The organism is Paenibacillus taichungensis (assembly GCF_047302525.1).
Taxonomy (GTDB): domain Bacteria; phylum Bacillota; class Bacilli; order Paenibacillales; family Paenibacillaceae; genus Paenibacillus; species Paenibacillus taichungensis_B.
On sequence record NZ_CP168020.1, the window covers coordinates 848,760 to 874,677 of the forward strand.

Annotated in this window: 20 protein-coding genes; 17 read left to right on the forward strand and 3 right to left on the reverse strand. The window is 48.0% G+C overall.

Translation table 11 applies throughout. The features are described from left to right. The first annotated feature begins 87 nt into the window (after window positions 1-87). From ACDJ58_RS03830 to ACDJ58_RS03840, 3 genes are read left to right on the forward strand one after another with little or no spacing between them, the layout of a single operon-like run. Window positions 88-729, forward strand: coding sequence for a carbohydrate-binding family 9-like protein (locus tag ACDJ58_RS03830; protein WP_413375653.1), 642 nt, complete (start codon window positions 88-90; stop codon window positions 727-729). A 50-nt stretch (window positions 730-779) separates the two neighbouring features. Next, complete coding sequence (locus tag ACDJ58_RS03835) at window positions 780-1,628, forward strand: sugar phosphate isomerase/epimerase family protein (protein WP_413375655.1); 849 nt, start codon at window positions 780-782, stop codon at window positions 1,626-1,628. Between the two features lie 58 nt (window positions 1,629-1,686). Then, complete coding sequence (locus ACDJ58_RS03840; protein WP_413375657.1) at window positions 1,687-2,697, forward strand: Gfo/Idh/MocA family protein; 1,011 nt, start codon at window positions 1,687-1,689, stop codon at window positions 2,695-2,697. Between the two features lie 95 nt (window positions 2,698-2,792). On the opposite strand, the gene ACDJ58_RS03845 is transcribed toward ACDJ58_RS03840, so the two are convergent. Beyond that, window positions 2,793-4,439, reverse strand: coding sequence for a bifunctional metallophosphatase/5'-nucleotidase (locus ACDJ58_RS03845; protein WP_413375659.1), 1,647 nt, complete (start codon window positions 4,437-4,439; stop codon window positions 2,793-2,795). A gap of 219 nt (window positions 4,440-4,658) precedes the next feature. Here ACDJ58_RS03845 and ACDJ58_RS03850 point away from each other — a divergent pair, with 219 nt between their 5' ends. The 5 genes from ACDJ58_RS03850 (at window position 4,659) to ACDJ58_RS03870 (ending at window position 9,190) form a co-directional block, all read left to right on the forward strand. After that, window positions 4,659-5,675, forward strand: a complete 1,017-nt coding sequence (locus ACDJ58_RS03850) for a phosphate/phosphite/phosphonate ABC transporter substrate-binding protein (protein ID WP_413375661.1) — start codon at window positions 4,659-4,661, stop codon at window positions 5,673-5,675. Window positions 5,676-5,848: 173 nt separating this feature from the next. Then, on the forward strand, window positions 5,849-6,649 hold the full coding sequence (phnC, locus tag ACDJ58_RS03855) for a phosphonate ABC transporter ATP-binding protein (protein WP_063565947.1): 801 nt from the start codon (window positions 5,849-5,851) through the stop codon (window positions 6,647-6,649). Next, a complete protein-coding gene (phnE, locus tag ACDJ58_RS03860; RefSeq protein WP_413375663.1) occupies window positions 6,646-7,509 on the forward strand; it encodes a phosphonate ABC transporter, permease protein PhnE in 864 nt (287 codons plus the stop codon). The genes phnC and phnE (ACDJ58_RS03860) overlap by 4 nt, the downstream gene beginning before the upstream one ends. Then, entirely contained in the window at window positions 7,506-8,312 is an 807-nt protein-coding gene (phnE, locus tag ACDJ58_RS03865; RefSeq protein WP_063565946.1) for a phosphonate ABC transporter, permease protein PhnE, read from the forward strand. The genes phnE (ACDJ58_RS03860) and phnE (ACDJ58_RS03865) overlap by 4 nt, the downstream gene beginning before the upstream one ends. Before the next feature lie 590 nt (window positions 8,313-8,902). Then, window positions 8,903-9,190 carry a hypothetical protein gene (locus ACDJ58_RS03870; RefSeq protein ID WP_413375666.1) on the forward strand — a complete coding sequence of 96 codons (288 nt, stop codon included), beginning with the start codon at window positions 8,903-8,905 and terminating at the stop codon, window positions 9,188-9,190. 268 nt (window positions 9,191-9,458) lie between these two features. Here the strand turns inward: ACDJ58_RS03870 and ACDJ58_RS03875 are convergent, their stop codons facing one another. Both ACDJ58_RS03875 and ACDJ58_RS03880 read right to left on the reverse strand, forming a co-directional pair. After that, window positions 9,459-12,269 carry a chitinase N-terminal domain-containing protein gene (locus tag ACDJ58_RS03875; protein WP_413375668.1) on the reverse strand — a complete coding sequence of 937 codons (2,811 nt, stop codon included), beginning with the start codon at window positions 12,267-12,269 and terminating at the stop codon, window positions 9,459-9,461. Window positions 12,270-12,474: 205 nt separating this feature from the next. Further along, window positions 12,475-12,951, reverse strand: coding sequence for an RNA polymerase sigma factor (locus ACDJ58_RS03880; protein ID WP_413375670.1), 477 nt, complete (start codon window positions 12,949-12,951; stop codon window positions 12,475-12,477). A 207-nt stretch (window positions 12,952-13,158) separates the two neighbouring features. Here ACDJ58_RS03880 and ACDJ58_RS03885 point away from each other — a divergent pair, with 207 nt between their 5' ends. The 9 genes from ACDJ58_RS03885 to ACDJ58_RS03925 all read left to right on the forward strand — a co-directional run bounded on the left by ACDJ58_RS03885 (window position 13,159) and on the right by ACDJ58_RS03925 (window position 25,917). Further along, window positions 13,159-13,872, forward strand: a complete 714-nt coding sequence (locus tag ACDJ58_RS03885; RefSeq protein ID WP_024628875.1) for a response regulator transcription factor — start codon at window positions 13,159-13,161, stop codon at window positions 13,870-13,872. Further along, on the forward strand, window positions 13,869-15,332 hold the full coding sequence (locus ACDJ58_RS03890; RefSeq protein WP_413375672.1) for an ATP-binding protein: 1,464 nt from the start codon (window positions 13,869-13,871) through the stop codon (window positions 15,330-15,332). Before ACDJ58_RS03885 ends, ACDJ58_RS03890 begins: the two co-directional genes overlap by 4 nt. Next, window positions 15,329-16,486 carry a hypothetical protein gene (locus ACDJ58_RS03895; protein ID WP_413375674.1) on the forward strand — a complete coding sequence of 386 codons (1,158 nt, stop codon included), beginning with the start codon at window positions 15,329-15,331 and terminating at the stop codon, window positions 16,484-16,486. The genes ACDJ58_RS03890 and ACDJ58_RS03895 overlap by 4 nt, the downstream gene beginning before the upstream one ends. 237 nt (window positions 16,487-16,723) lie before the next feature. Next, window positions 16,724-17,428: an ABC transporter ATP-binding protein gene (locus tag ACDJ58_RS03900; protein ID WP_413375676.1), complete on the forward strand. Its 705-nt coding sequence runs from the start codon at window positions 16,724-16,726 to the stop codon at window positions 17,426-17,428. Continuing rightward, window positions 17,425-18,789 (forward strand): ABC transporter permease, encoded by a 1,365-nt coding sequence (locus ACDJ58_RS03905; protein ID WP_413375678.1) that lies wholly within the window; start codon window positions 17,425-17,427, stop codon window positions 18,787-18,789. The genes ACDJ58_RS03900 and ACDJ58_RS03905 overlap by 4 nt, the downstream gene beginning before the upstream one ends. Before the next feature lie 78 nt (window positions 18,790-18,867). Continuing rightward, window positions 18,868-19,959 carry an efflux RND transporter periplasmic adaptor subunit gene (locus tag ACDJ58_RS03910; RefSeq protein WP_413375679.1) on the forward strand — a complete coding sequence of 364 codons (1,092 nt, stop codon included), beginning with the start codon at window positions 18,868-18,870 and terminating at the stop codon, window positions 19,957-19,959. A gap of 548 nt (window positions 19,960-20,507) precedes the next feature. Beyond that, entirely contained in the window at window positions 20,508-22,940 is a 2,433-nt protein-coding gene (locus ACDJ58_RS03915) for a glycoside hydrolase family 6 protein (RefSeq protein WP_413375681.1), read from the forward strand. Window positions 22,941-23,270: 330 nt separating this feature from the next. After that, on the forward strand, window positions 23,271-23,405 hold the full coding sequence (locus tag ACDJ58_RS03920) for a hypothetical protein (RefSeq protein ID WP_413375683.1): 135 nt from the start codon (window positions 23,271-23,273) through the stop codon (window positions 23,403-23,405). Window positions 23,406-23,574: 169 nt separating this feature from the next. After that, window positions 23,575-25,917 carry a rhamnogalacturonan lyase gene (locus ACDJ58_RS03925; protein ID WP_413379451.1) on the forward strand — a complete coding sequence of 781 codons (2,343 nt, stop codon included), beginning with the start codon at window positions 23,575-23,577 and terminating at the stop codon, window positions 25,915-25,917. Window position 25,918: the final 1 nt, after the last annotated feature.

The following is a 25,918-nucleotide window of genomic DNA, read 5'->3' on the forward strand; positions in this document are numbered from 1 at the left end:
ACGTAAAATATTTATAATATATGTATTATCACATGTTCTTACGAGAGAGACAACATCACGGATTAAGCTAAAAAGGAGAGGATTAAGATGCGATCTCTCCCTGTGGAACGGAGCCCGAGTTATTGCTGCGAACCACTTAGGTCAGTTGCACAGAGTGGATTTCCCTCGACTGCGGATTGGGAACGATGTGTTCCAGTGGAACTGGTGGACACGGTAACAGGCAGACCACCTCATCAATCCACAGAAGTTCGTTTTGGCTGGAGTCGCGAATACTTGCATATTCGCTTTGTGTGCCAGGATGATCATGTCGTATCTGATTTCACGGAAAGGGATCAGCCATTGTATGAGCAGGATGTGGTTGAACTGTTCATTGATGAACAGGGCGATGGCAGGAATTATATCGAACTGGAAGTCAGTCCGCACAACGTAATATTTGATGCACTCATTCACAATAACAGCGAAGGTTCCGAATTGAAGGCAGATGTAACCTGGCAGCTGGAGGGTTTGCAAACGGCTGTAGAAGTGGACCGTCAGGGCAATCGGGTGTATTTGATCCATATTCCGGCCAGTAACTTCAAGTCGTCCCTGGCTAAAGGCGTACGCTGGAGGGTCAACGTTTACCGTATTGATGAGAATGTGCAGGGAGATCGGGAGTATCAGGCATGGCAGCCTACGGGGGCTGTAAACTTTCATTTACCTGCCCGATTTGGTTATTTTCAATTGGGATAGCTATACACCGCTGAAGAACAGGTTTTCATATTTTGAAGGAGGGTATTCGGATGAAAAAAGGGATTAACATATGGTCGTTTCCAGGAGATGCCTCTATTGCGGATTGTATTCAGACGGCGAAGCAAGCTGGTTTTGAGGGGATTGAACTATCTCTTAATGGAGAAGGCGAGCTGAGCCTGTCTGCCACGGATCAGGAGGTTCGTGATATTCAGGGACGTCTCGAAGAGGCTGGACTCGAAATCGCGGGACTTGCAACCGGATTGTACTGGGATTACCCGATGACGAGCGCCCGTCCGGAGATTCGCACGAAAGCACTGGATGTGTGTAAAAAACAGCTGGAGCTTGCTGCAGCATTTGGTGTGGATACCATTCTGGTCATTCCGGGCGCGGTTGGTGTGGATTTTATTCCAGACAGCGAAGTGACCGATTATGAAGTTGCCTATGAACGGGCACAAGAAGCCCTTGCGCATCTGCTGCCGTATGCGAAAAGTGCCGGAGTATCGATTGGTATTGAGAACGTATGGAACAAATTTCTGGTGTCACCGCTAGAGCTGCGAACCTTTATTGATTCTTTTAGCTCAGATTATATAGGTTCGTATTTCGATGTGGGCAATGTGGTGCAGAACGGTTACCCGGAGCAGTGGGTTCGCATTCTTGGTCACCGGATTAAGAAGGTACACTTCAAGGATTACCGTCGTCAAGCGGGAGGGCTTCATGGATTTGTTGATTTGCTGGCTGGAGATGTAAATTATCCGGCGGTGATGCAGGCATTACAGGCCATTGGTTACGACAACTACGTGACTGCCGAGATGATTCCGCCTTACACTCATCATTCGAAGCAGATTATATTCAATACATCCAAATCGATGGATGCCATACTTGGACGTTCTCAGGAATAATTGCAGATAACAACATTTATACGAATATAAAACCTATTTTTATTTGGGAGGTAGAAATATGTTAAAAGTGGGATTGATCGGTTTTGGGTTTATGGGACGTATGCATTTTGACAACTATGTACGCCTTGCCTCTGAAGGGGAACCCGTGGAATTGGTAGCCATCTGCGATCTGAGAATAGAGGAACTGAAGAACGGTAAAGCAGCCGGCAATATGGCGACAGAGCAAGAGGTATATGATCTATCACCTTATCGTTTGTATGACAACATCGACGCGATGCTGGAGCAAGAAGAACTGGATATCATTGATATTACGCTGCCCACGCCGCTGCATGCTGAACTAACGTGTTCCATGCTGGAGAAAGGCTATCATGTGCTGTGTGAGAAACCGGTTGCTCGCCATTCGGCGGAAGGCTGGAAGATGGCGCAGACAGCCAAAGCAACCGGGAAAACACTGATGATTGGTCAATGTTTACGCTTCTGGCCAGCCTATGCCTACCTGAAATCCGTAGTAGAAGACGGTCGATATGGAGCGGTAAACGCAGGTTACTTCTTCAGGGGTTCAGGTTTGCCTCAAGAGTGGTTTTTGGATGGCGAGAAAAGCGGTGGTTGCATATTAGATATGCACATCCATGATGCGGATATTATTCACTGGCTGTTTGGCAAACCGGATCAAGTATCCACGCTGGCTCGCAACGTCATTCCAGGAAGCGGCTATGATACCGTGTCCACCAATTATGTATACCCTGACGGAAAAGTACTGAATGCCCAAGCCGACTGGACGCTGGGGGGAGACTACGGTTTCTCAATGACGTATCGCGTTAATTTGGAGCAGGGGAATCTGGTCTTTGAGAATGGTGAGCTGAAAGTAAATCCGAACAATGCTCCTGGTTTCGTCGCTGAGCTGTCACCCGATTCGGGATATTATCACCAACTCAAATATTATATCCAGTCTGTTCAAGCGGGTATGCCTGTATCTGTATGTACACCGGAAAGTGCAACAGGCACGCTTGAGTTAATTGAAGCCGAGATGCGCTCGGCGGATGAGCGTGGGGCATTGGTTTCATTATAATAGAAAGAGCAGAACCTGTGATGCAGGTTCTGCTCTTTGCATTTCTGAAGTAGTACGACTTAGGGTAATGATTTTACTTCTTTCCATTACAGTAATTACTCACACGATCCAACAACCCGCCAGTTATTCGCCTGCTCCACTGTAAGTGGTTGATGTCTGCGAATATAATCCTCCACCAGTGCCGCCATATCCGTGGCGCCTTCGTGAAGTACCCTTTTGCCTGGATACATCGCATAATCGCCGCCACCTGCTGCGCGATAACTGTTCATCACTACAGAGTACGTCGCGTCCATTGCAACAGGTATGCCCTCACGTTCCAGCTTCACCACACGACTTCCCACAGGTTTGGAGATATCCAGCTCATATTCGACGCCCGCCCACATGTCATAATTATAATGCTGTGGTTTCGGCTGCATGTAAGCAGGATTGACGACAACTTCGCCCGAAGCCTCCACTTCAAAGTAACGCGCCGTTTGCTCTAATGCATCCCGAATGTCCTGACCACGAAGCTCCAGCACCGTTAGTGTATTGGGATAGATAAAGTTGGACAACACATCCCGGACGGTAATGAGGGAACCGAACCCACGGGCTTCTTCGCTGAGTAATGCGGTATTGGAGATTTGAGCTCCCGTTGCTTCCATCTGCACCTGATGTACAAAAGCAATGAAGGGATGCGCCGCGAGCCGCAGTGCGGCAGAATCGGTGATGGACAAGTCTCCGGCTACCTCGCCAATCGGCTGGTCCAGCCATGCCTGTGCTTTTGCTTCCAACTCGTCCGTCAGTTTCATAACAGCCGCATCGGGCTGTACATCACTATTTTCATCCAAGAGCAACAAGCGAGCCTGTTTTCCTGCAATCTGCCACTTTCCATTCGATAACCGCTCCAACTGGACAGATACATGACCGGCCCCGTTCCCACTAAACCCAGGCTGGATTACGGTCACTCCATGAATGTCAGCGGTAAGCTGACGATGTTGATGCCCGGTGAGCAGAACGTCAATCCCTGCAATGTCACGACAGATGGCGTACGCCTGATTTTCTCCGGTTAACCGCTCGGCAGGTTCGCCTGTCTCCAGATCACTCTCAAAACCACCATGATAACTGACAACGAGCACATCCGGCTGTTCATGTTCACGAATATAGCCAACCCATGCACGAATAGTCTCCAAAGCATCGAGGAACAGTAAACCTTCTATATTTTTTGGATGCTCCCAGTTCGGAATATAGTGCGTCGTTGCGCCCAGCAAAGCAATTTTAACACCCGAAGACAAGGTTTTGATCAGATAGGGAGGACCGAATGCGGGAATGGCTGCTCCAGTAGGTGCAGTGTGTGGTACCTCATCGTCATGCTTTCCTCCATTAACAATATTTGCGGATAGCCAAGGGAAATGGGAATCTTCAACTGCTTTACGCAGCAAGTCCTGACCGTAGTTGAATTCATGATTGCCCATCACGGCAGCATCATAGCCCAGTTCATTCAGGACATTAATGAAGGGATGCACTTCGTGATCTGAAACAAAGGACGCAGCATACGAGGCCAAAGGGGAACCCTGCAACAGATCACCGTTATCCACGAGCAGCAGTTCGGGTGAACGCTTCCGTTCACGCCGGATCAGCGAAGCTAGCAAAGCAAGTCCGGCTGGACGATATGCATTGGTATTGTAATGTATGGGACGAATGGCCCCATGCAGATCACTGGTTACCATGATGTCGAAGCTTGACGTAGTTGTTATGGATGTCATTTTACAATCTCCTCTAAATATATAAGTTTAAACATATCAAATCACAGGTCATTCTGGCGGCAGAGTACAAGGGAATTCACCATTTCTACTTGTATTATCAACCGTAATGAGGCTATTCTAACAGATCAAAGTCGCTCTGACAGCCTGACAGGAAACTTTACAAAACTCCAAATTTCGTTTCACATCGCGCAAATAATTGACGACTATAGTAGACAAGTAATGAAAAATAGAAACTCTTTGGAGGGTGTTCGCTTGAAGAAGTCTGCTTTATTTTTACCATTGTTGATTTTGGTTCTGTTTCTAAGTGCTTGTGGGTCTAACAGTAGTACAACAGGTTCGGCTAACGGGGCTAATACGAGCTCGAATTCATCCAGTGCTGACACGGCAAAGACAGACAAAGCCGCTGAAGGTTATGTGCCGACTGAGCTGACTGTACAATTCGTTCCATCACAAAATGCAGATACACTCGAAGCTAAAGCAAAACCGCTCGAGAAGCTGCTGGGTGACAAATTGGGTATCCCGGTGAAGGTCAGCGTATCCACAGACTACAACACAATTATTGAAGCAATGGCTTCCAATAAAGTGGACGTAGGTTTCCTGCCTCCGACGGCTTATGTACTTGCCAAAGAAAAAGGCGCAGCTGAAGTTATTCTTCAGGCACAACGTTTTGGTGTAAATGATGAGACTGGCGCTCCTACCGAGCAACTGGCAGATTCGTATAAATCCATGATTATTGTGAAAAAAGATTCGCCGATCCAATCCGTTGAGGATCTGAAAGGCAAAAAAATCGCTTACCAGAACGTAACTTCTTCTGCAGGTTATGTATGGCCGGCAGCCCTGTTGTTGGACAGAGGCATTGACCCTTTAAAAGATGTACAGGCAATCACGGTTAAAGGCCATGACCAAGGCGTGCTGGCAGTGCTGAACGGCGACGTTGATGCCGCAGCGATTTTCCAGGATGCTCGTAATACTGTAGCGAAAGACTACCCGACTGTATTTGAAGATACTCGTGTACTGGCGTTCACTGAGCCAATTCCTAACGATACCATCACAGTACGTACAGACATGAATGCAGATTGGACAGCGAAGATCAAACAAGCGTTCATCGACATCGGTAAAGATCCACAAGGTCACGAAATCATCAAAGAAATCTACACACACGAAGGTTATGTAGAGTCTGATGACAGTAAGTTTGATATCGTTCGTCAATACAACGAAAAAGTAAAAACCGAGTAGTTTTCTATCAAAAGAAAGATCGTTAATGATCGCATTGCATTGATTATCTTTTCATTGGATAACTTCATCGTATTAGCGGGCAGGCCAGTTCAGCGTGACATACGCTGCGCTGGCTTGTCCCATTACAGCGTGACCCTGCGAAATACCATATTAATGAAAGAAGGATTACTGCCATGATTGAGCTTCACAATGTAACGAAAACATACGCTAACGGGACCAAGGGCCTGAATAATATTAATCTGAAATTTAAACAAGGGGAATTCATTGCCGTAGTTGGTTTGTCTGGTGCGGGAAAATCGACGCTTCTGCGTTCCATTAACCGACTTCATGATATCAGTGACGGTGAAATTTTGATTAATGGCAAGTCGATCACGAAAGCTCATGGCAAGTCACTTCGCATGATTCGCCGGGATATCGGCATGATCTTCCAGAGCTTCAACCTCGTGAAACGTTCCAGTGTACTTCGTAACGTGCTTGCTGGACGTGTGGGTTATCATTCCACGATGCGTACCATTCTGGGTCGTTTTCCAAAAGAAGATACAGAACTCGCATTTGGAGCACTGGAACGCGTAAATATCGCAGAAAAAGCCTATTCCCGTGCGGACCAGTTGTCCGGTGGGCAGCAGCAACGGGTGGCGATAGCCCGAGTGCTTGCACAGGAAGCCAAAATCATTCTGGCAGACGAGCCTGTCGCTTCACTCGATCCACTAACAACGAAACAGGTTATGGATGATCTGAAACGCATTAACCAGGATCTCGGCATTACAACCATCGTTAACCTTCACTTTATCGACCTTGCCAGAGAGTATGCGACCCGTATTGTGGGATTGCGTGCAGGCGAAGTGGTGTTTGATGGTCCGGTATCTGAGGCAACGGATGAGCGTTTTGCCGAAATTTATGGCAGACCTATTCTGGCAGACGAGCTGCTGGATAAACAGGCTGTACAGGAACAGCGGGGAGAAGTTCTGGTATGAAGCAACCCGTAAACGTATCGATGGATGGATCATTGCAGAATGAATCAGGAAAGGGAAAGCGTCCTGGCACAGGTTCAGGTTCGGTTGTCCACCGTCCCAAACCACCGGGGCGTACCAAACATCTGCTCACGCTTGTCATCATTCTGCTGCTTTTGTGGGCAAGTGCGAGACAGACCGATGCCAGCTTCAGTGAGCTGTTTGAAGGTTTACCCAACATGCTGGATTTGCTGCGTGAGATGTTCCCGCCGCGGTGGAGTTACTTTGACAACATCGTTCAGGGCATGCTGGAGACGATCCGTATGGCTCTCATCGGTACAACGATCGGTGCGATCATCGCAATTCCAGTCTCGATCATCTGTGCAGGCAACTTAATGCCTAGCCGTTGGATCTACTATCCAGCCCGCTTTGTGCTGAATCTGATCCGTACCGTGCCTGACCTGCTGCTGGCGGCGCTGTTTGTTGCTGTGTTTGGACTGGGGCCGATTCCTGGTATATTGGCACTCGCCGTCTTCTCGGTGGGACTGATTGCCAAGCTGACCTACGAAACGCTGGAAACGATTGATCAGGGCCCGTTAGAAGCGATGACGGCTGTCGGCATGAACCGCATTCAACTGATTATTTATGGCGTGGTGCCACAACTGGCCGCCCAGTTTACTTCCTATGTACTGTATGCCTTTGAGATTAATGTACGTGCCGCTGCGATTCTCGGATTGGTGGGTGCAGGGGGCATCGGACTGTATTATGAAGCAACACTTGGATTCCTGGAATATGACAAAACGAGTGTAATCATTCTGTTTACCCTTGTCATTGTTCTGATCATTGATTATGTAAGTACTAAGCTGCGGGAGAAATTGTTATGATGAAAAATGAAACAAGCGTAATCCGGCGCAAACCACGGAAGAACCCGCTTCGCTGGGTCATTGTAATCTTGCTTATACTTGTGTACGCTTGGGCACTTGCCGGTGTACCGTTTACCGGTTTGAAGGAAACGGCTGGTCAGATCATGAAGGCAATTGTCGCCGGGATTTTCTCCCCGGATTGGGATTTTGTTTATCTGCCTGAGGGTGAAGATTTGCTGCGAGGATTGCTGGATACGCTGGCGATCTCCGTGCTGGGTACCGTCATCTCCGCTGTACTGTGTATCCCGTTTGCGTTCTGGTCTGCCCGAAATATGAGCAGCTTCCGTCCTGTATCGGGTACGGGCAAAATGGTGCTCAGCTTTATCCGTACGTTCCCGGAGATTATTATGGCTTTGCTGTTTATCAAGGCGGTGGGTCCGGGTTCCTTCGCGGGTGTACTCGCCCTTGGACTTCATTCCATCGGGATGCTAGGTAAACTGTTCGCTGATGAAGTGGAAAATATTGATTATGGTCCTTCTGAAGCGTTGCTCGCTTCTGGGGCGACTCGTATGCAGCAGCTGTGGTTTGCTGTACTGCCACAGGTTTTGCCTGGATTCCTTAACTACACGTTGTATCGGTTCGAGATTAATGTGCGTTCCGCAACCATTCTGGGGGTTATCGGGGCAGGGGGGATCGGTACACCGCTGATCTTTGCACTCAGCACTCGGAACTGGCCGCGAGTAGGGATTATCTTGCTGGGTATTATCGTGATGATCACGATCATTGATCTCATCTCGGGATACATTCGCAAGAAGCTGGTATAGAGACTAAAATATATTGAATTATGGATACCAAAGGACTATTCAGTGCCAAGATACATGGCATGAATAGTCTTTTTTAAAATTTTATTTTGGATGAGGGTGATTCTTCAAATTCAGTCAAGCGATATTATGATGGTGGAGATTGGCTTCTGAAAATATTAAATACCAAGCCGGATTATGTTGGCGAATGGTAGACGATTTTCTAAGGAACACAGGACGTCTTATTTCACCTTCAAGTACTCTTTTTGAAAACTAAGGAACATCAGACACGTTATTTCTTTAAATCACTGACAAAAACGCTGCAATCGGCTGTTTATTCTGGTATAGCGCGTCTCAGGTTCCTTAGATTTTTGTGGTCACTTCAAATCCTTGAATAAGACGCTTCAGATTCGTTAGCGCTAGCGCTTGCTTGCTACAAATACGTTCAGGTCCGATTCATCTTTCAGTGGGTTTGAAAGATCTGCACTGCACTAGGTAATGAAGGTATCTCACCGCAGAGAAATAAAATTACAACGATGTATTACTACTATGGTGCTAATTTATTATTCACTTATTAGTACATGATACCGATATTTTAACGAAAGGAGGTTTACATGATTTTACGGATTGTTTTTCTTATTGTGGTGGGGATATTGAGTGTTTGCGGGGGAGTGATTTTTCTGAATTATTCTATTGTGCTTATGTTAACTGCGGGAGAAGGATTTATTATTTTTGACGGACCAGCAAAAGGAAAGACCATTTTGAATATGTCATTAACGCTTCTGCCGTTTGTTTTCGCCGTGTATTTTCTCAACAGGAAAAAACAATATGTAATTATGAATACAATCATATATCCTTTTATCTTATCGTTTTTTCGTGGATTTATTTGGTTAGTTAGTTAGTTAGTTTGGAGCAAGATAAGGGTGTTATAGAAACGTACATAAACACGGCTGGGATCATCAAATGTAAACTTCATTACACGCGCGCGCCATTTCATGTTTATCTGAGTGGCTACTTGAGTATTTAAAATCAAAGTGAGATTCCTTAACTGCCCTGACGAACCTTGATTACATTGGTCCTGTTACATCTGAACTTGTGATGTAATCAAAAAACCGAAACTACGCAGCCCCTTAGATCAGGCTGTGTGAGTTTCGGTTTTCTTCATTTTTCTTAGCTTGCTGCTGGCAAAGATACAGCGGATTTCGTTACTTGTACCGTAATCGTTTCAGTGCTTGTCACACCCGCTGCATTGATCAGCTCGGCGCGATACGTGTACGTTCCATTCGCGTGACCAGATACATCTGTCACAGCGCTTTGTGCATTAGGTGTTACTGCGTTCAGTGCTTTGGTATCGATCAGTTGACCATTCTCATAGAGACGGTATTCTGATGCATTTGTTCCCCACCACAGATTCATCGTCACTTTGTAGTTGCCATCCCCATCCCAATTGTCTTGGGAGAGAACTGCTTTGCCAGGGGCAGCATTCGCAACTTGTACCGTGAGTACTTCACTTCGAGTTGTCCCCTTAGAGTTCGTCAGCTCAGCTACATAGGTGTAAGTACCGTTAGCTTTGCCATTAATCGTAGTTTGGGCCGATTGCGCCGCTGGTGTAGCGTCTGTCAGCTTTTGTGTGTCAATCAGCACGCCATCTTCATACAGTTTATAGCTTGTGCCATTGTCACCCCACCAGAGGTTCATAGTAACAGTATAAGATCCTTCAGACAGACCGTTGCTGTAACCATTGTTGGATGTAAGCGCCGGTTTACCTGGTGCCCCAACAGCTGGCGTAGAAGGTCCTTCTTCGCCGCCTTCTTCAACTTTTACGAAATCGTTCAAGCTTCTAGGCTTCAGTTGAAATACATCTTTGAAAATAGCGGCAACACCTGTCACGCTGATTTTATCGCCTGCTGCATAAGGGAAGATCGTTTGCGTTACACCTGTGCGTGTATCGACACGTACATGCGTGCTTGTTCCGTCCGCTGCAACCGCATCGAATTCAAACGAACCTATCGGTGTTGCACTAATGATGTTCTGAACAGTTACTTCTTTCAATTGAACGAGTTGACCCTGGTTTGCAGCCGTTACTGCTGGAACCTCGATGGCAGCAGGGATGGAGGCTGTACCTGTTTTCTCGATCGCTACGATATCCGTAAGCTCAAATTCACTGTTGTACAGCGCCGTTGCTGCAGTTACTTTAACCACATCTCCAGCGTGGAAGCCGCCAGTACTTTGGAAAACATAAAGGCCGCCGGTTGTGTCTTGAAGATAGAAGGATTGTCCACCAAAAGCACCTGGCTCTGTAGTAACTACACCCTCAACCGTAACCGTTGAACCAGCTGCTTTGGTGCGTGCATCAGCAATGCTGATTGTTGCCGGGATTGGTCCTTCTTCTTCCGGAAGCTGCTCAGCCGGAACATTGCCGACTGTAACTGCAGTCGTGATCAGGTTGCTGCCGTTCAGACGCAGACGCAGGCTGGCAGCGCCCGTTGTACCTGATTTAATGCGGACATTCAGGTCCTTGATTGCGCGACCTTTGCTGTCGGAAGTTACGCTAAAGTTGGAGCTATAACCGTACGAAGTCGGCCATGTACCACCTTCATTCTGAATCATGGCGACCTGTGTTCCACCAGTCAGATAAATCCCTGCACTGTAACCGGAAACGGTTGTGTTAGCAGGCATGTTCTCTACAACCACACGGATCTGGAAATCCTCCGCATTTGGCAGGGTTTCCTGCTTCACGAAGCTGTAGGAAGCGTTCGCGCTTGAAGCTGGTCCACCATAAGAACCTGCTTTGAACGTGGAACGATCATACCACTTGTATCCTGCAGCTGGTGCGGCCCAAGGTTCAGCCTGTGGTTCTGTGGAAGCAGCAGGTTGTTCGAACGGAAGTAATGCTGTTGCATTATCCAGTTGAAGTCCGTTCACTTGAGTCAAGCTAGTGTAATTTTCTTGATTAGCAAGCCAGTTAACCGTATTGACCAGCAATTTGCCGTCATCAACTTCTTTGAAGCCGTCATACGTTGTTTTGCGAGCGCCAGTCTCTTCGCGCAGATACTTCGGTGAAGCATCTTCAACCGGAGAGGAATCCCCGATAAACGCTGCTTTACCTGCACCCAGCTTGGATACGGCTACGTAAGGACCTTCCTCAACTCCACCTCCATTGTATACGCCTTGGTCAACAGCGTTTGGCCAAGCTGCATTCGTTTTCGGCAGGTATACAATACCTTTAGCCTTTGTCGGATCGGTGATCGCAAGTGTAGAACCTGCGTGCATGGCTACAGCAGATACACCTTCCGTAATGCCAAATGCCTGTCCAGCAGGCACAATGTTAGTGGCGTTAATATCGCCTAATGCGTTGTAACGGAAGCGTACTCCGAAATTATCGGATAGCCAGTCCGTGCTGGTTACATTTTGCATAGCTTCAGAGTTACGCTCCTCTGTGCTCATGCCTTTGGCTGGATCATCGAATGCGCCACGACGATAGCCGTTGATCGCTTCAGAACCGTCCCAGCGGTTTTTGTTACGGTCAGCATTGTAGTGATCTCCAATGAAGAAGATGCTGCCGCCTTTTTCTACATACTCTTTCAAGGCAGCCTGTTCTGTCGTTTTGAAGGGAACATTGGGTTCAGCAATGACAAACACGTTATATTCTTTCAGATCGTCATAGGTAAAAGGAGTCGTCTTGCGCAGTTCCTTTACATCATATCCATCGTTCGCAAGTGCATTGCCGAAGTCAGAGAAGCCTCCGTCAATGACCCAGTCAGCCGCTCCGGCTGTCTGTGCATGAGTATTGTCGAACAATACTTTTTTGCCTGCATTTCCATTAACAACCTTTGCCTGAATGAACGGTGCAGGGTCTGTTGCCCATTCGGCTTGAACCGTTGCATCTCCATTCCACAATCCGATCTGAAGCGGCAATGCCATGGACAATGCCAGGAGTGATTTTACCCATACTCCTCGCATACGTGTCAATTTACCCAACCAAATCCCTCCCAAATATTAGTTAAAACATGAGTTCGTCCATATTCTAACACACCAAAATCTCACATAGTCATAACAATTTGTAAAAACGAACTCGACTTTTGTAAAAATGAGTCCTTTGTCATGCTCCATAGAACAAATTTTGATACTTTCTAACATCAGATGTTGATTTCACGTCATTTCTGCTCATGAAAAAAGCCATCTCTTATGAGATGACTTTGGCCCGAATACGATTGACGGCATGGAATACCGAGGATTTGATCATACCTTCACTGCGGTTAACGAGCTGTGCGGTTTCCTTGATGCTGTATCCGTGAATCACGCGTAATTCAAGAATTTTGCGATGCTCTGTATTGTTGATGATCGACACAAGGTCGTTAACACCTTCGGAGATTTCCAACTCGGATGTATCACAGTGATAGGTCTGCATCTCCAACTTACTGTCCCGCTTCAGTGTACGGGTTCGCTTGCGGAATGTATCCATGGCAAGGTTACGGGCAATTCTTTTGAGATAGTAGAGAAGTCGTTCTTCCGGAATATCTGCCGATACATTCATCATTCGAATGAAGCACTCCTGCGTGAGATCCTCTGCATCCTGTGGATTTTTGACGATCTGAGATAGATACCGTGTCACTTCTGATTTATAGTTTACATAAGCATCATGAATGGTTGTATTGTTCACGTGATGTTTTCCCCTTTGGATACCGATCTGGCCTTTTCCGGTCTGGTTTGTTCTCTATGTTCCATAGTATATCGGGATGATGTTTCCAAAGACGCCAGACTTGTATCCGAGTTGTAACATTTTCCGCGAACCTCTGTTCAATCATGGAGCAGAGATACAAAATATAAGGCAGATGAAATTCATAGAGCAGGGAGATTAAGATTCATCATGAGACCGAAACAGATTTTGATTATTGAGGACGAAGAGTCCATTCGCGACATCCTGTCCTATTCTTTGCGCAAGGAAGGATTTGAGATGACCGAAGCAGCAACAGGCAGAGAGGGCCTCGATCTGCTCAGAGAGTCCAGACCAGACTTGATCCTGCTCGACCTGATGCTGCCCGATATGAGCGGGTTCGATGTATGCAGACAGCTTTCCGTGAATTCGAAGATTCCTGTGATTATGATTACGGCGAAGTCCGATATGCTGGACAAGGTGCTCGGCATGGAGCTGGGGGCGGACGATTATATTACCAAGCCATTCGACATTCGTGAGGTGGTTGTGCGCATTCGGGCCATTTTCCGCCGGATTGATCTAATTAGCGAGACGCTGGAGAATCAGTCTTATGAAGTGGTACGGCTTGGCAGACATATTGAGATCCGCAAGGATGAGCGTGAAGTCTGGAAAGATGGGGAACGCGCTGGACTGACCAATAAGGAGTATGATCTGCTGTTATATTTGGTCAACCACCACCGCAAGGTACATACAAGGTCTGAGTTGCTGGATAAAGTGTGGGGATTTGATTTTCCCGGCGATACACGGACGGTAGACATTCATATTCAGCGCATCCGCAAGAAGCTGGATAGTGGGGAGCAGGGGATCTCACTTATCGAGACGGTCTTCGGCGTAGGGTACAAACTGAATATTCAGGTGCATACATGAAGTGGACGATCCAGTTCAAGATGGTCGTTCTTTTCTCGGTCATCGTATTTATCGGTTTTTCGGCCTTGCTCATTATTTCGAATAAAGTGGGTGAGGAGAACATGTACAGGGAAGTGCAGGAGGACATGGTGCAATCCAAAAAAAATCTGGATATCGCGCTCAATCAATACTTCCTGATTCATAATAAACGGATTAGTGAGGACTCCCTGGGAACAGGGAATCGGGAACTCGCAGAACAGATCGGATCCGCGGTAGGTGGCAAGGTCATGGTCTATCGGTCAGATGGAACCCCGTTTAGTACCGTGGGTGCGGAGGGGAAGCTGGGTGCCGCTCAAACCTCTGATCTACAGGCTGCAATGAAATCAAAGATCGCCTATACAACCGTGGTGGACAAAGGCAGAGTAACAGGGAATCTGTCCTTCCCAGTGCTGTCGGAGGGGAGCATCCTTGGCATTATCCAGCTGGAAAGGGATTATACGGATCTGTTCAAACGGCATCTGCGCTTTCAGAACACTATCAAGGGCTTTGCAGCCGTCATTTTTGTGTTTGTTTTCATTGGCTCTGTCTTTATTTCACGCCAGATTACGAAGCCGATTCGTGTGCTGACGAAACGTTCAGCCGAAGTAGCACAAGGCAGCCTGAATGCAGACATCCACATCTCAACGAAGGATGAGATTGGAGAGCTGGCTTCCAGCTTTACGGTCATGATTGCTCGGGTAAAGGAGCAGATTGATGTGATTGAGAGAGAACGGGATGAGGTCAAGCATTTGCAGGCACGCAACAAGGTTTTTTTTGACAATGTGACCCACGAATTAAAGACACCACTGACCACGATACTGGGGTATGCCCAGATTCTGCGGGATAATGGATTTACGGATCAAGCGTTCTTCGATAAAGGGTTGAAATATATTATCAATGAGAGTCAACGCCTCAACGTCATGGTTGCGGATATCCTGGAAGTGACCGTATCGTCCACACCGATTCAAACCTATCGCTTTGAACGGGTAAATGTATCGAATATTATTCGGGAAGCCTGCGAAGACATGTCCATCAAGGCGGGCAAGTACAATATTGGCATTCGCTATGAGCTGGAAGAAATGCTGTATGTTCAGGGAGACTGGAATAAGCTCAAGGAAGTTTTTTTGAATGTACTGGATAACTCGGTCAAATACGGGAATGTGAATTCCATCATTCAGGTCCAGTCGTTTCGGCTGGGGGATTCAGTAGCCATACTGATTCGTGATGAAGGAGAAGGCATTCCGGAGGAAGCGCTGAAGCATGTATTTGAACCATTTTACCGGGATAACGGGATGAACAGGACAGAGAAGGGAAGCGCGGGGCTAGGCTTGTCAATTGTGAAAAACACGGTGGAGCAGCATGGGGGAACGGTGGAAATGAAGAGTATATTGAACAAGGGAACACAGGTGAATATCAGTCTGCCTGGAGAATCGGTCGTATGAAGAAACGAGGATTTTGGAGCAGACATCGCGATATGCTTATGTTATCCGGTTTGCTGATTGTATTTGTCGGAGGTATCTTTGGCATTGGTAGCCTGTTCAGCATTGGACATGGGAAGCCCAGAACCGTCATTCTGCCGGATAAACAGTTCAACAGCCGCCTGGCACCACCGCCAAGCAGCACAATTCAGATTGAGTCGGCTACCAAGCTGCCCAATGACTTTGCCATTTATGATTTTGAGGTAGCTGATCCCAACACGGTGATATTGAATCGGCCGGATCGTTCCTATACCGGGATCAAGCTGTCACAGCTGCATATGGATGATAATCTATTGAAGGACATCGCCACGAATACAGAGTATGGCATTACCCTGAGTCCGGATCAGAGCAAGCTGATTTATTCACAGTACCGATCCACTCAGGCGCAGAAGACAACCTATGAATATGACTTGAAAACAGGAGAACATCACAAGCTGAAGAATGACAACTCCTATTCACGCGTCTTTGTAGGCAATGAATCCTACATCGGATATGATGATCTGGTGTTCAACATGGTGGAGCTGAATACGGGAAAGAAACATGAATTGTACAGTTATGATGAGTTAGTTGCCAAGGTCGCACAGACGAGCAACATTTCAAGTCCGGATGATACCCTGATTATGCTCGATTCATATGAGATCAGCCGGGATCTATCTCGGGTGTATGTGCTGGTCAAACTGAAAGAAAATTACGCCGTCTATAGCTTCTCTCTGAACGACAAAAATGATATCACTGCATACACTCCTGCCCAGGATATACAGCAGTTTAAAGTTTTGAAGAATGGGGACATGCTGATTCAGGGCATGATCAACAACGAACAGGGATTGTACAGATATCGAGCGGATACCAAGAAGTTTGAGCTGCTGGTCAAAGGGCCCATCTGGAGCTTCGATCTGGATGAGGAGGAGTCCCGCATTGCTTATTTTTTGACACTCGAAGGACAGAAGAATGAGATGCACATTGCCTATCTGAATGACCGCAAGCTGGGGTCCGATACAGTTATCTACCGGAATATCGATTACTTTATCAAGTTGAAATGGAATGACAGCAATCTCTTTGTTGTCGGGAGCTCTATGGAAAAAAGCGAGTTATACCGGTTTAGCTTCCGAGCTTGGTAAAGATGTGAATATGGAATGCTCAGAAATTAGGCCCTATGGAATGAAGTCGCTATGTTAAGGACTGAACCCATAGGGCCTTTTTGTGATTTGAACATGTTGCATAAATCCAAAGAAGGCCTTTCAATCCTAAAGCAGCTAAAGTCTGATTTTACAAATTGGATACAAGTCCAGATTGGACCGATACATCTGATGGCTATAATTACCTCTATTACATCGATGAGAGAGGAAGCCGGATTCATGCTGCGAGTTGAACAGGTGTCACACACATTCCGCAATGCACAGGGGACTGTTCCCGTATTGCAGGACATTAACATATCCGTGGGCAAGGGAGAGATGGTTGCACTGCTGGGAAGCTCCGGTTCAGGCAAGTCGACGTTATTGCATCTGATGGCAGGTCTGATGAAGCCGGACACAGGCAAGATCCTCATTGCAGATCAGGATATTGTACGTATGAGTGAGAACCGACTGGCGGAATTCCGCCGGACACATATTGGCTTTATTTTTCAAGCGTATGAGCTGCTGGCGAACCTGACGATTCGGGAAAATGTGGAGCTGCCGCTCGTATTTCAGGGCATTCGCCCATCACGGCGTAAGCAAAAGGCGATGCACCTGCTGGAACAGGTAGGCCTTGTCGGCAAGTCCGAATTATTCCCTTCCCAGCTATCAGGAGGGCAGCAGCAGCGCGTCAGCATTGCGCGTTCACTGATTACGGAGCCATCCGTCATATTCGCGGACGAGCCTACCGGGAACCTGGATACCCGAACGGAGGAAGAGATTATTTCCATTTTGCAACAGCTGAATCGGGAGATGCATACAACATTCGTTATTGTCACACATGAGGCTGAAGTGGCGGAGCAGATGCAGGTTGTCATTACATTGCAGGACGGATGCTTGGTGGAGAGTGGCCAGTCCAAGGCAGTAGAGCAAGGAGAGCGGTTGTGAGAGTTCTGGATGTGTTGCGAATGTCATGGGGACAGATTGTACGCCGGAAGGTGGTAACTCTACTGTGCATGATTGGCCTGTCCATCGGCTGTGCGGCCATGATTATTGCATTAAGCGTGGGGCAGTCGGTACAGGTCTATGGTGAGAAAACGTTAAATGAGAATTACAAAATGGATGAGATTACGGTATCTCCCAATGAGGGAATCGGTTCGGGCGGAAGCAATGGGCAGACGTCCACCTTCGAACGCGGAGCATTGACGGCTCGAAAAATCGATATTATTGCCAGCCTTCCGCATGTTGTCGCCGTTGCTCCGATGCTGAAGCTGGATATGCTGGAGATGGCTACATTGGATGGCAAAAGCTCCAATGTGGAAGTCATCGGTACAGAGCTTGGATCATTGAGCCGTTTCGGCTACCGTTTTGACAAAGGCGGGGCATCAGGGATTAGCGGAGCCGCTATTGTGAATTACGGTGCAACCTTCGGACTTGTAGATGCCGAGGTGATACGCGAACTGAACAACAAACTCATGGAGGACTCGTTTAATGACGAGTTTTTACAGCAGTACATGGCATTGATGTCTACCCAAACCGAGCTGTTTCAGGCACAGTTTAACCTGAAATATCAGGACATGAATGATTCGTCCAAAGTCAAAACAAGCTCGCCTTTGCGGGTAACGGGTGTGCTGCAGTTACCTGGCGGCATGAGTGAGAACAATGCCATGTATGACAAAAAAGTCTATGTTTCCCTCGAAACCGCCCGTATGCTCGCTGAACAGTTCCAGAGCAGTCAGGCACAGGCCGCGGCAGCAGGACGGTTGAACTCGGCGCTCGTGAAGGTAGAGGACAAGAAGTATGTGGCACAAGTGCAGGAGCAGATTCAGAAGCTGACGCTGATGACAGACAGCAATCTGTATCAGGAGCAGGCGATGAATGAACAGCTCGGCATGTACCAGAAGGCCGCCATGGGCATTGGGATATTCGTCATGCTGCTGGCTTCGCTGTCCATTATTGTCGCGATGATCATGTCCACACATCAGCGCCGCAAACAGATTGGCGTCATGAAGGTGCTGGGAGCTAATCTGTGGCAGATCAGGCAGATGTTCATTACAGAAGCTGCTGTACTTGGGGTGTTGGGCGGCATTGTTGGTGTCTTCATCGCTTACGGAGCTATCCAGGGGGTAAATGGACTACTCCAAGAACAAATCTCGATGGAGGCAAGCACACCTCTCCAAGTGGTTATTGAGACGTCTGCCCTGCCTGCTGGTATAGCGTTTGCGGTGTTGACCGGAGTACTCTCGGGAATCTATCCGGCGATTAGCGCCTCGCGTACAAATGCGTTGCAGGTAATTAAATCGGCATAAATAAAGCAGAGATACAGGAAAGCACAGTTTAGGGATTTAAGGATTTAACAGACAGATTTAACGAAGGGACATACGGCAATGAAGAACTCGGCAATAAGCAAATGGATAAAGAGAATCATCATGATCGGACTGCTCGCGGGCGCTGGATATTTTCTGTACCAGCAATATAAACCGGTACCCGAAGCGCCCATCGAGGCTCCGCAGCCCATTACATTTGAAGTCACACAGGAGACAATCACGCAGGAAATTCAGGTCAAAGGCAAGTCGGCTTATGCCAAACAGACGGATGTGTACGCTCCTTTTGCCTCGAAAATAAAGCAGTGGAATGTGGAGAATGGGGAGTCCATTCACAAGGGAGCCGTCATGTTCTCGCTTGATTCGAAAGCATTGCAGACGGAAGTGCAGCAGTTGGAAACCGATATTGAGAAATCGAGGCTGGAAGCTCAATTGAATGAGATTGTTCTTACTCAGGGAGAGGGCTCCGAGCAATTAGGGGTTACCGAAGAAGAACGGAAGAAAGCCTTCGCCGAGCGGGAAACAAAACGACTGACCAACGAAATGAACAAGGAATCCATCGCCGTAAAGGAGCAGGAGATTCAGGCCAAGAAAGCGGTCATTGGTTTATCCACAGTGTACGCGCCGGTATCCGGTGTGTTTCTGATGAACGATACGGAGACCAAGACACGTATGGTGAGCGAAGGTCAGTATGTGGGTACCATTGTGGACACAGGCAAATTACAATTTGTGGCGGCCATTAGCGAGCAGGAGCTATTCAAAATCCAAACAGGCATGCCTGTAAGTGTACATATGACGGGCAATAAGGAGGTTCCGTTAACCGGAAAGGTCAGCAAAATCTCCAAGTTTGCCAAAAAGGGAACGGAAACAGATCTGAAGCAGCCTTCCCAATTCGATATTGTCATTGATCTGAAGCCAAACGCCAAGCTGATCGGTGGATTAAGTCTGGAGGGCAAGATTGAAACGCTGCGCAAGGAGAAAGCAACGGTCGTTCCCACGCTGGCGGTCATGCGGGATCAGGATATGGCATATGTGATGCTGGATCAGGGCAACGGGCAATATGCACAGCAGACTATTCAAACAGGCATAGAGACAGATGACAAGACTGAAGTATTGAACGGCTTGAAACCGGGAGATGTTGTGGTGTTACCGTAAAAAGAAAGTATGAGAATATGCCATGTGAAATAGCTCATTACGGGGGATAAGCCCGTGATGAGCCTTTCTTATGGCTTGGGGAGGAACATCTCAGAATTCCTGCCTGATTTATGGAATTAAATATAATAAATTTTAATAAATTCAATTTACAGTAATATTTTCATGGGTTATAATCGATTCATAAGGAGGTGGACACGCGATGTGAGGTTTGTATCGAGGGTAAGCCTTTTTTAAAACCCCTAAAAGTAAGCGCTTACTTTATTCAAGTCTGAGCAATGCCTTGAAAGCCGTTCACCAAAGATCACCCGCACACACCTACAGATGTTATCCCCTTGCTTTGTCACTTAACCCCAGTGTAAGACACCATTTCTGTTTCTTGTTTCACACCTTATTGTTGTTGACCTAGCTTGTCCCAATTGAACTACATTCATGGAGGTGATGTTCCTAAAGCTCATCCATACGTTCTCTACTGTGCATAGCATCTTGCCGACACAGAGGATCAGACATGAGTATATACCCAATCCAATTACAGGAAAGGTGGAACCGTAATGACTAAATCGAAAACCTTATCGAGAGGCGGAAAGGTCCTTCACAGAAGTGTAAAACAAATGCTGGCAGCAACACTGCTCGCGGCGGGAATCTTCCCGGGCATGGCTCCAGGAGTGAGTCAGGCGGCTGAAGCGCATGTGGATAATCCCTTTGTCGGAGCTACGGCGTATTTAAACCAGGATTATTCCGCTCTCGTGGATACGTCCATCGCTCTCACCAGTGATGCGTCGTTAAAAGCCAAGATGGAAACGGTCAAATCCTATCCAACGGCAGTCTGGATCGACCGTATTGCCGCCATTAATGGTGGAGCAGACAATGCTGGACGCAAAAGTGTGGAGCAGCATCTGGATGCCGCCTTGGCACAAAAGAAAGCAGGAACTCCGATTACCGCTTCATTCGTTATCTACAACTTGCCTGGACGGGATTGTCATGCGTTTGCGTCCAATGGCGAACTTCCACTAACACAGGCTGCCCTGCAGACGTATGAAAATGATTATATCAATGTAATCGCCGATATTTTTGCTGAGCCCAAGTATCAGGACATTCGCATCATCGCTATCATTGAGCCGGACAGTCTTCCCAATCTGGTAACTAATCTCAGTACACCAGCTTGTGCCCAGGCGAGTTCAACAGGCATCTATGAAGCTGGCGTGAAATACGCCTTGGAAAAGCTGCATGCCATTCCGAATGTGTACAACTACCTGGATATTGGTCACTCCGGCTGGCTTGGTTGGGATAACAACCGTACAGGTGCAATCTCGCTGTATACCAACGTTGTCCAAGGAACAGCAGCAGGTCTGAACAGCGCCGATGGCTTCATTACGAACACAGCGAACAGCACACCGCTGAATGAGCCGAATCTGCCTAATCCGGATCTGAACATCGGCGGACAACCGATCAAGTCTTCCAAGTTTTATGAGTGGAATCCTTACTTTGACGAAACCGATTTCACTGCGGCACTGTATAGCGGATTTGTACAAGCTGGCTGGCCGGCCAGCACAGGCTTCCTTATTGATACCAGCCGCAATGGATGGGGCGGGGTGAACCGTCCAACATCTGCCACAGGCAGTGATATTAACACGTACGTGAACTCCGGGCGTGTGGATAAGCGGGATCACCGGGGGAACTGGTGTAACAATAGCGGAGCAGGAATAGGTGAAGCACCTAAAGCAGCACCAGGACCAGCCCATCTGGATGCATATGTATGGGTCAAACCTCCAGGGGAGTCTGATGGCTCAAGCTCGGAGATTCCGAACAACGAAGGTAAAGGCTTCGACCGGATGTGTGATCCAACCTTCACAACTCGTGATGGTGTATTGACGGGTGCGCTGCCTAACGCACCAGTGTCAGGTCACTGGTTCCATGACCAATTCGTCATGCTGGTGCAAAACTCATTCCCTGTTCTTCCAGCCAGCAATGGTGGAGGGGGTGAAACGACAGCTCCAGCAGCTCCGGCAACACTATCTGCGACAGCAGGCAACGCACAGGTTTCTCTGAGCTGGACAGCCTCCACAGGTGCGACCAGTTATAACGTGAAGCGGGCTTTGAGTGCGTCGGGTCCATTCACTACGGTTGCTGCGGGCGTGACCAGCACATCGTATGCCAACACAGGTCTGATCAATGGTACGACCTACTATTATGTGGTTAGTGCCGTGAATGCTGCTGGTGAGAGTGCGAATTCGGCAGTGAAAAGTGCGGTACCAGTAGCAGGTGTGACCGCTCCTGCCGCACCAACAGCGCTGACAGCTACGGCAGGCAATGCTCAAATCAGCTTGTCCTGGGCGGCTTCGGCAGGAGCGACAGGTTATAATGTGAAACGGGCATTGAGTGCATCGGGTCCATTCACTACGGTTGCTGCGGGCGTGAGCGGCACATCCTACACAAATACGGGCCTGACCAATGGAACGACCTATCATTATGTGGTTAGTGCCGTGAACGCTGCCGGGGAAAGTGTCAATTCTGCCGCAGCTTCTGCAACACCACAAAGTGTAGTTGTTCCGACCAGTGATCTGGTTCTGCAATATCGTGCGGGAGATACCAACGCGGCAGATAACCAAATCAAACCGTATTTCAATATTAAAAACGTAGGTAACACGGCTGTAAACCTGAGTGATCTGAAAATCCGTTATTACTTTTCCAAAGAAGGTACCGCAGCGATGGACTCTGCAATTGACTGGGCTCAGGTCGGTGGTGCCAACATCCAGCGCACGTTCACCGATTCCTATGTGGAGCTGAGCTTCACTTCTGAAGCAGGCGCGATCCAGGCAGGTGGACAGTCGGGGGATATCCAGCTCCGCATGTACAAAATGGACTGGAGTAACTTTGATGAAACCAATGATTATTCCTACGATCCTACCAAAACATCCTATCAGGACTGGAACAAGGTGACCCTCTACAAAGGCGGTACCCTGGTCTGGGGCATTGAGCCTTAAAAGGAGCGAATACGAAAAAGGGGCGTTTCCAAGTCATGTTCATGACTAGGGAACGCCCTTTTTTTCAATTTTAACGAACTGAGTGCGTCTTATTTCGTGTAATGGAGCTGGTGCAGTGTTTTAACGAATCGTATACACGTTATTACCAGGTTTTCGCCCTGTGTTCACTCTGTTTTCGCTGGTTTTTACCAGATAACGTTACTGGAATTCGTTAGACTCTCTATAGCCCGCTAATCTTCGAAATAAGGTGTGCTCGTTTCGTTAGAGTCCTGAACAACACTGAATATTGATCGTTTTGGACGGATATTTGCCTATGTCGGAGCAGGTAGGATGTCTATAATAATACCCGATGGGCTGGATGAAGCTGCTCTGATGGAGATGGAATGGAAGGGGGACGGAGTCGAAGAAGTCTGTTCACAAGGGCTATTCTTTTATAATTTTGTAAGCGTATTCAGTAAAATTTGAAGGATATGAACTTCTGTATGGATTGACGGATGTCGCAACGATCCAAGCACAGCCATAAGCATCACCCATTCTGTCTCAAGGAGAGTGAAGGTCGATGAAATCCAAAATAACAGCGCCGATACATAAAGGATCGGTTTCAGGTATGCACTCCAATCGCAGGAAGGTGCGTATGCCACTTGCAGCCAAAATGCTATCTTCGGCACTAAGCGTTGCTTTGCTCGTTGCGGGAACAGCGGGTGCGAGCGGAGCAGCAGCTTCCAGTGAGAACAGCGCGGCTGAGGCCAGCGTGCAGTCACATAAGGGAGGTAGTTCTTTGAAAGACATTCAGCTTGAGTATCTTGATCGCGGTCTGGTTGCGGCGTCTACTTCCGAGGGTGTTTTTCTCAGTTGGAGATTGCTTGGTGACGAGGCTACAGGGTATAGCGATAAAGGTCTGACAGGCACGGATTTCAACGTATATCGTGATGGCAGGAAGATTGCTACGGTCACCGACAGCACCAACTATGTTGATGCCTCAGGCAAATCGTCGTCCCGTTATGAAGTGGCAGCGGTAAGCAAGAAGGGAAAGGAGAGTAAACGCAGTGCATCCGTCAAACCTTGGACGAACGGCTACGTCGATATTCCTTTGCAAAAACCGGCCGATGGTGTGACTCCAGTGGGAGAAGCCTACTCGTATTCTGCGAATGACATGAGTGTGGGCGATGTGGACGGGGACGGTCAGTATGAGTTTTTTGTAAAATGGGACCCTTCTAACTCCAAGGATGTCTCGCAAAAAGGCTACACCGGTAAAACTTACGTGGATTGTTACACGTTGGACGGACAATTGTTGTACCGGATCGATCTCGGGGTCAACATCCGTTCGGGTGCTCATTATACACAGATGCTCGTTTATGATTTTGACGGGGATGGCAAGGCCGAGATGATGTTTAAGACCGCACCGGGAACCAAGATTATCAAATATAACAAAAAAGGAAAGGTCACTTCCGAGAAATACATCACCCTTCCGAAGCAGGATCGCAAGGCAGGATACTCCAACGAAGATGATTACCGTTTAAGTGCAGATGGTTACTATGATCATGTCGTGGATATGTTCAAAAACTGGCATAAACATGAAGAGGTCGTGAAGGGCAACTGGCCTGCTACGTTGGAGGAAGCTTTTGGGATTGAGAAAAAGTATAGTTATCCATTGTCTCAGAAGGATGCTGAGAGCTTGGCCGATTACTTCATCGATGTGTATGCACCAAGCCGCAGTGACAAGAATGAGCTGCGCAAGTTCGAAGGTTTTATCGTGGATGGACCTGAGTATGTAACGGTGTTCGAAGGAGAGTCAGGCAAAGAGCTGGAGACCATTCCTTATGAACCGGGACGGCAGGATGATGGGTTGATGTGGGGCGATTACGCAATGGCGCGTATTGAACCAGCGAACCGGGTAGATCGTTTCCTGGCAGGCGTGGCATATCTGGACGGGAAGAAACCGTCTGCAATCTTTGCACGAGGGTACTACACACGTTCGACCATGGTCGCCTACAACTGGGATGGCAAAAAGCTCAAGCGTGAATGGAAAGTGGACAGTGGCTGGACGCCAATGAAGAACCCGTTCAATGACGGTCCGCATGGAGTGGATGGTACAGATCCGGTGTATGGCTCAATTACAACGCAAGGCGCACATTATTTCAGTGTCGCTGATGTGGATGGAGACGGTAAACAGGAGATTGTGTACGGCTCGGCCACGATTGATCATGATGGCAGTGTGCTGTACAGCTCCAAGGACCTGATGCCTGCGGAGAGTGCTGCGCCGGGAACGATTGCACGACTGGGCCATGGGGATGCGCTTCATGTAGCGGATATTGATCCGGATCGTCCAGGACTGGAGATCTTCATGGTGCATGAGGGTGGTCCTTGGGCGCCATACGGATATTCCCTGCGGGATGCGAAGACTGGGGAAGTGATCTATGGCGGGTACACCGGCAAAGACACTGGACGCGGCATGATCGGTGATGTGGACCCGACCCGCCGCGGATTGGAGACATGGGCTGTAGGACTGTGGACAGCCAGCGGTGAGAAAATAAGCGATAAAGCCCCTGGCACGAATATGAATATACGATGGGCCGCCGATATGACAACTCAGATCGTAGACGGTGCCATCGATGTCACACCTACGATCAAGGATTGGAATCGGGGCAGGCTGCTGACCGCGAACGGCACGTTGACCAACAATTATACTAAAGGTACGCCATCTCTCGTAGCAGATATCTTCGGGGATTGGAGGGAAGAGATGCTGGTGAGAACCGATGACAGCTCAGCGATCCGCATCTACCTGAGCACCGAGAAGACCGATCGTAAACTGTACACGCTGATGCATGATGCGATGTATCGTGTCGGCATTGCTGGACAGAACAGTGGATACAATCAGCCGTCCTACCCATCCTTCTACATGGCATCGGATATCGATTGGTCGAAGGTTACGCTGCCCAAGTTCCACACGCCCAAGTCGGGTATGGGTGGAAAGTGAG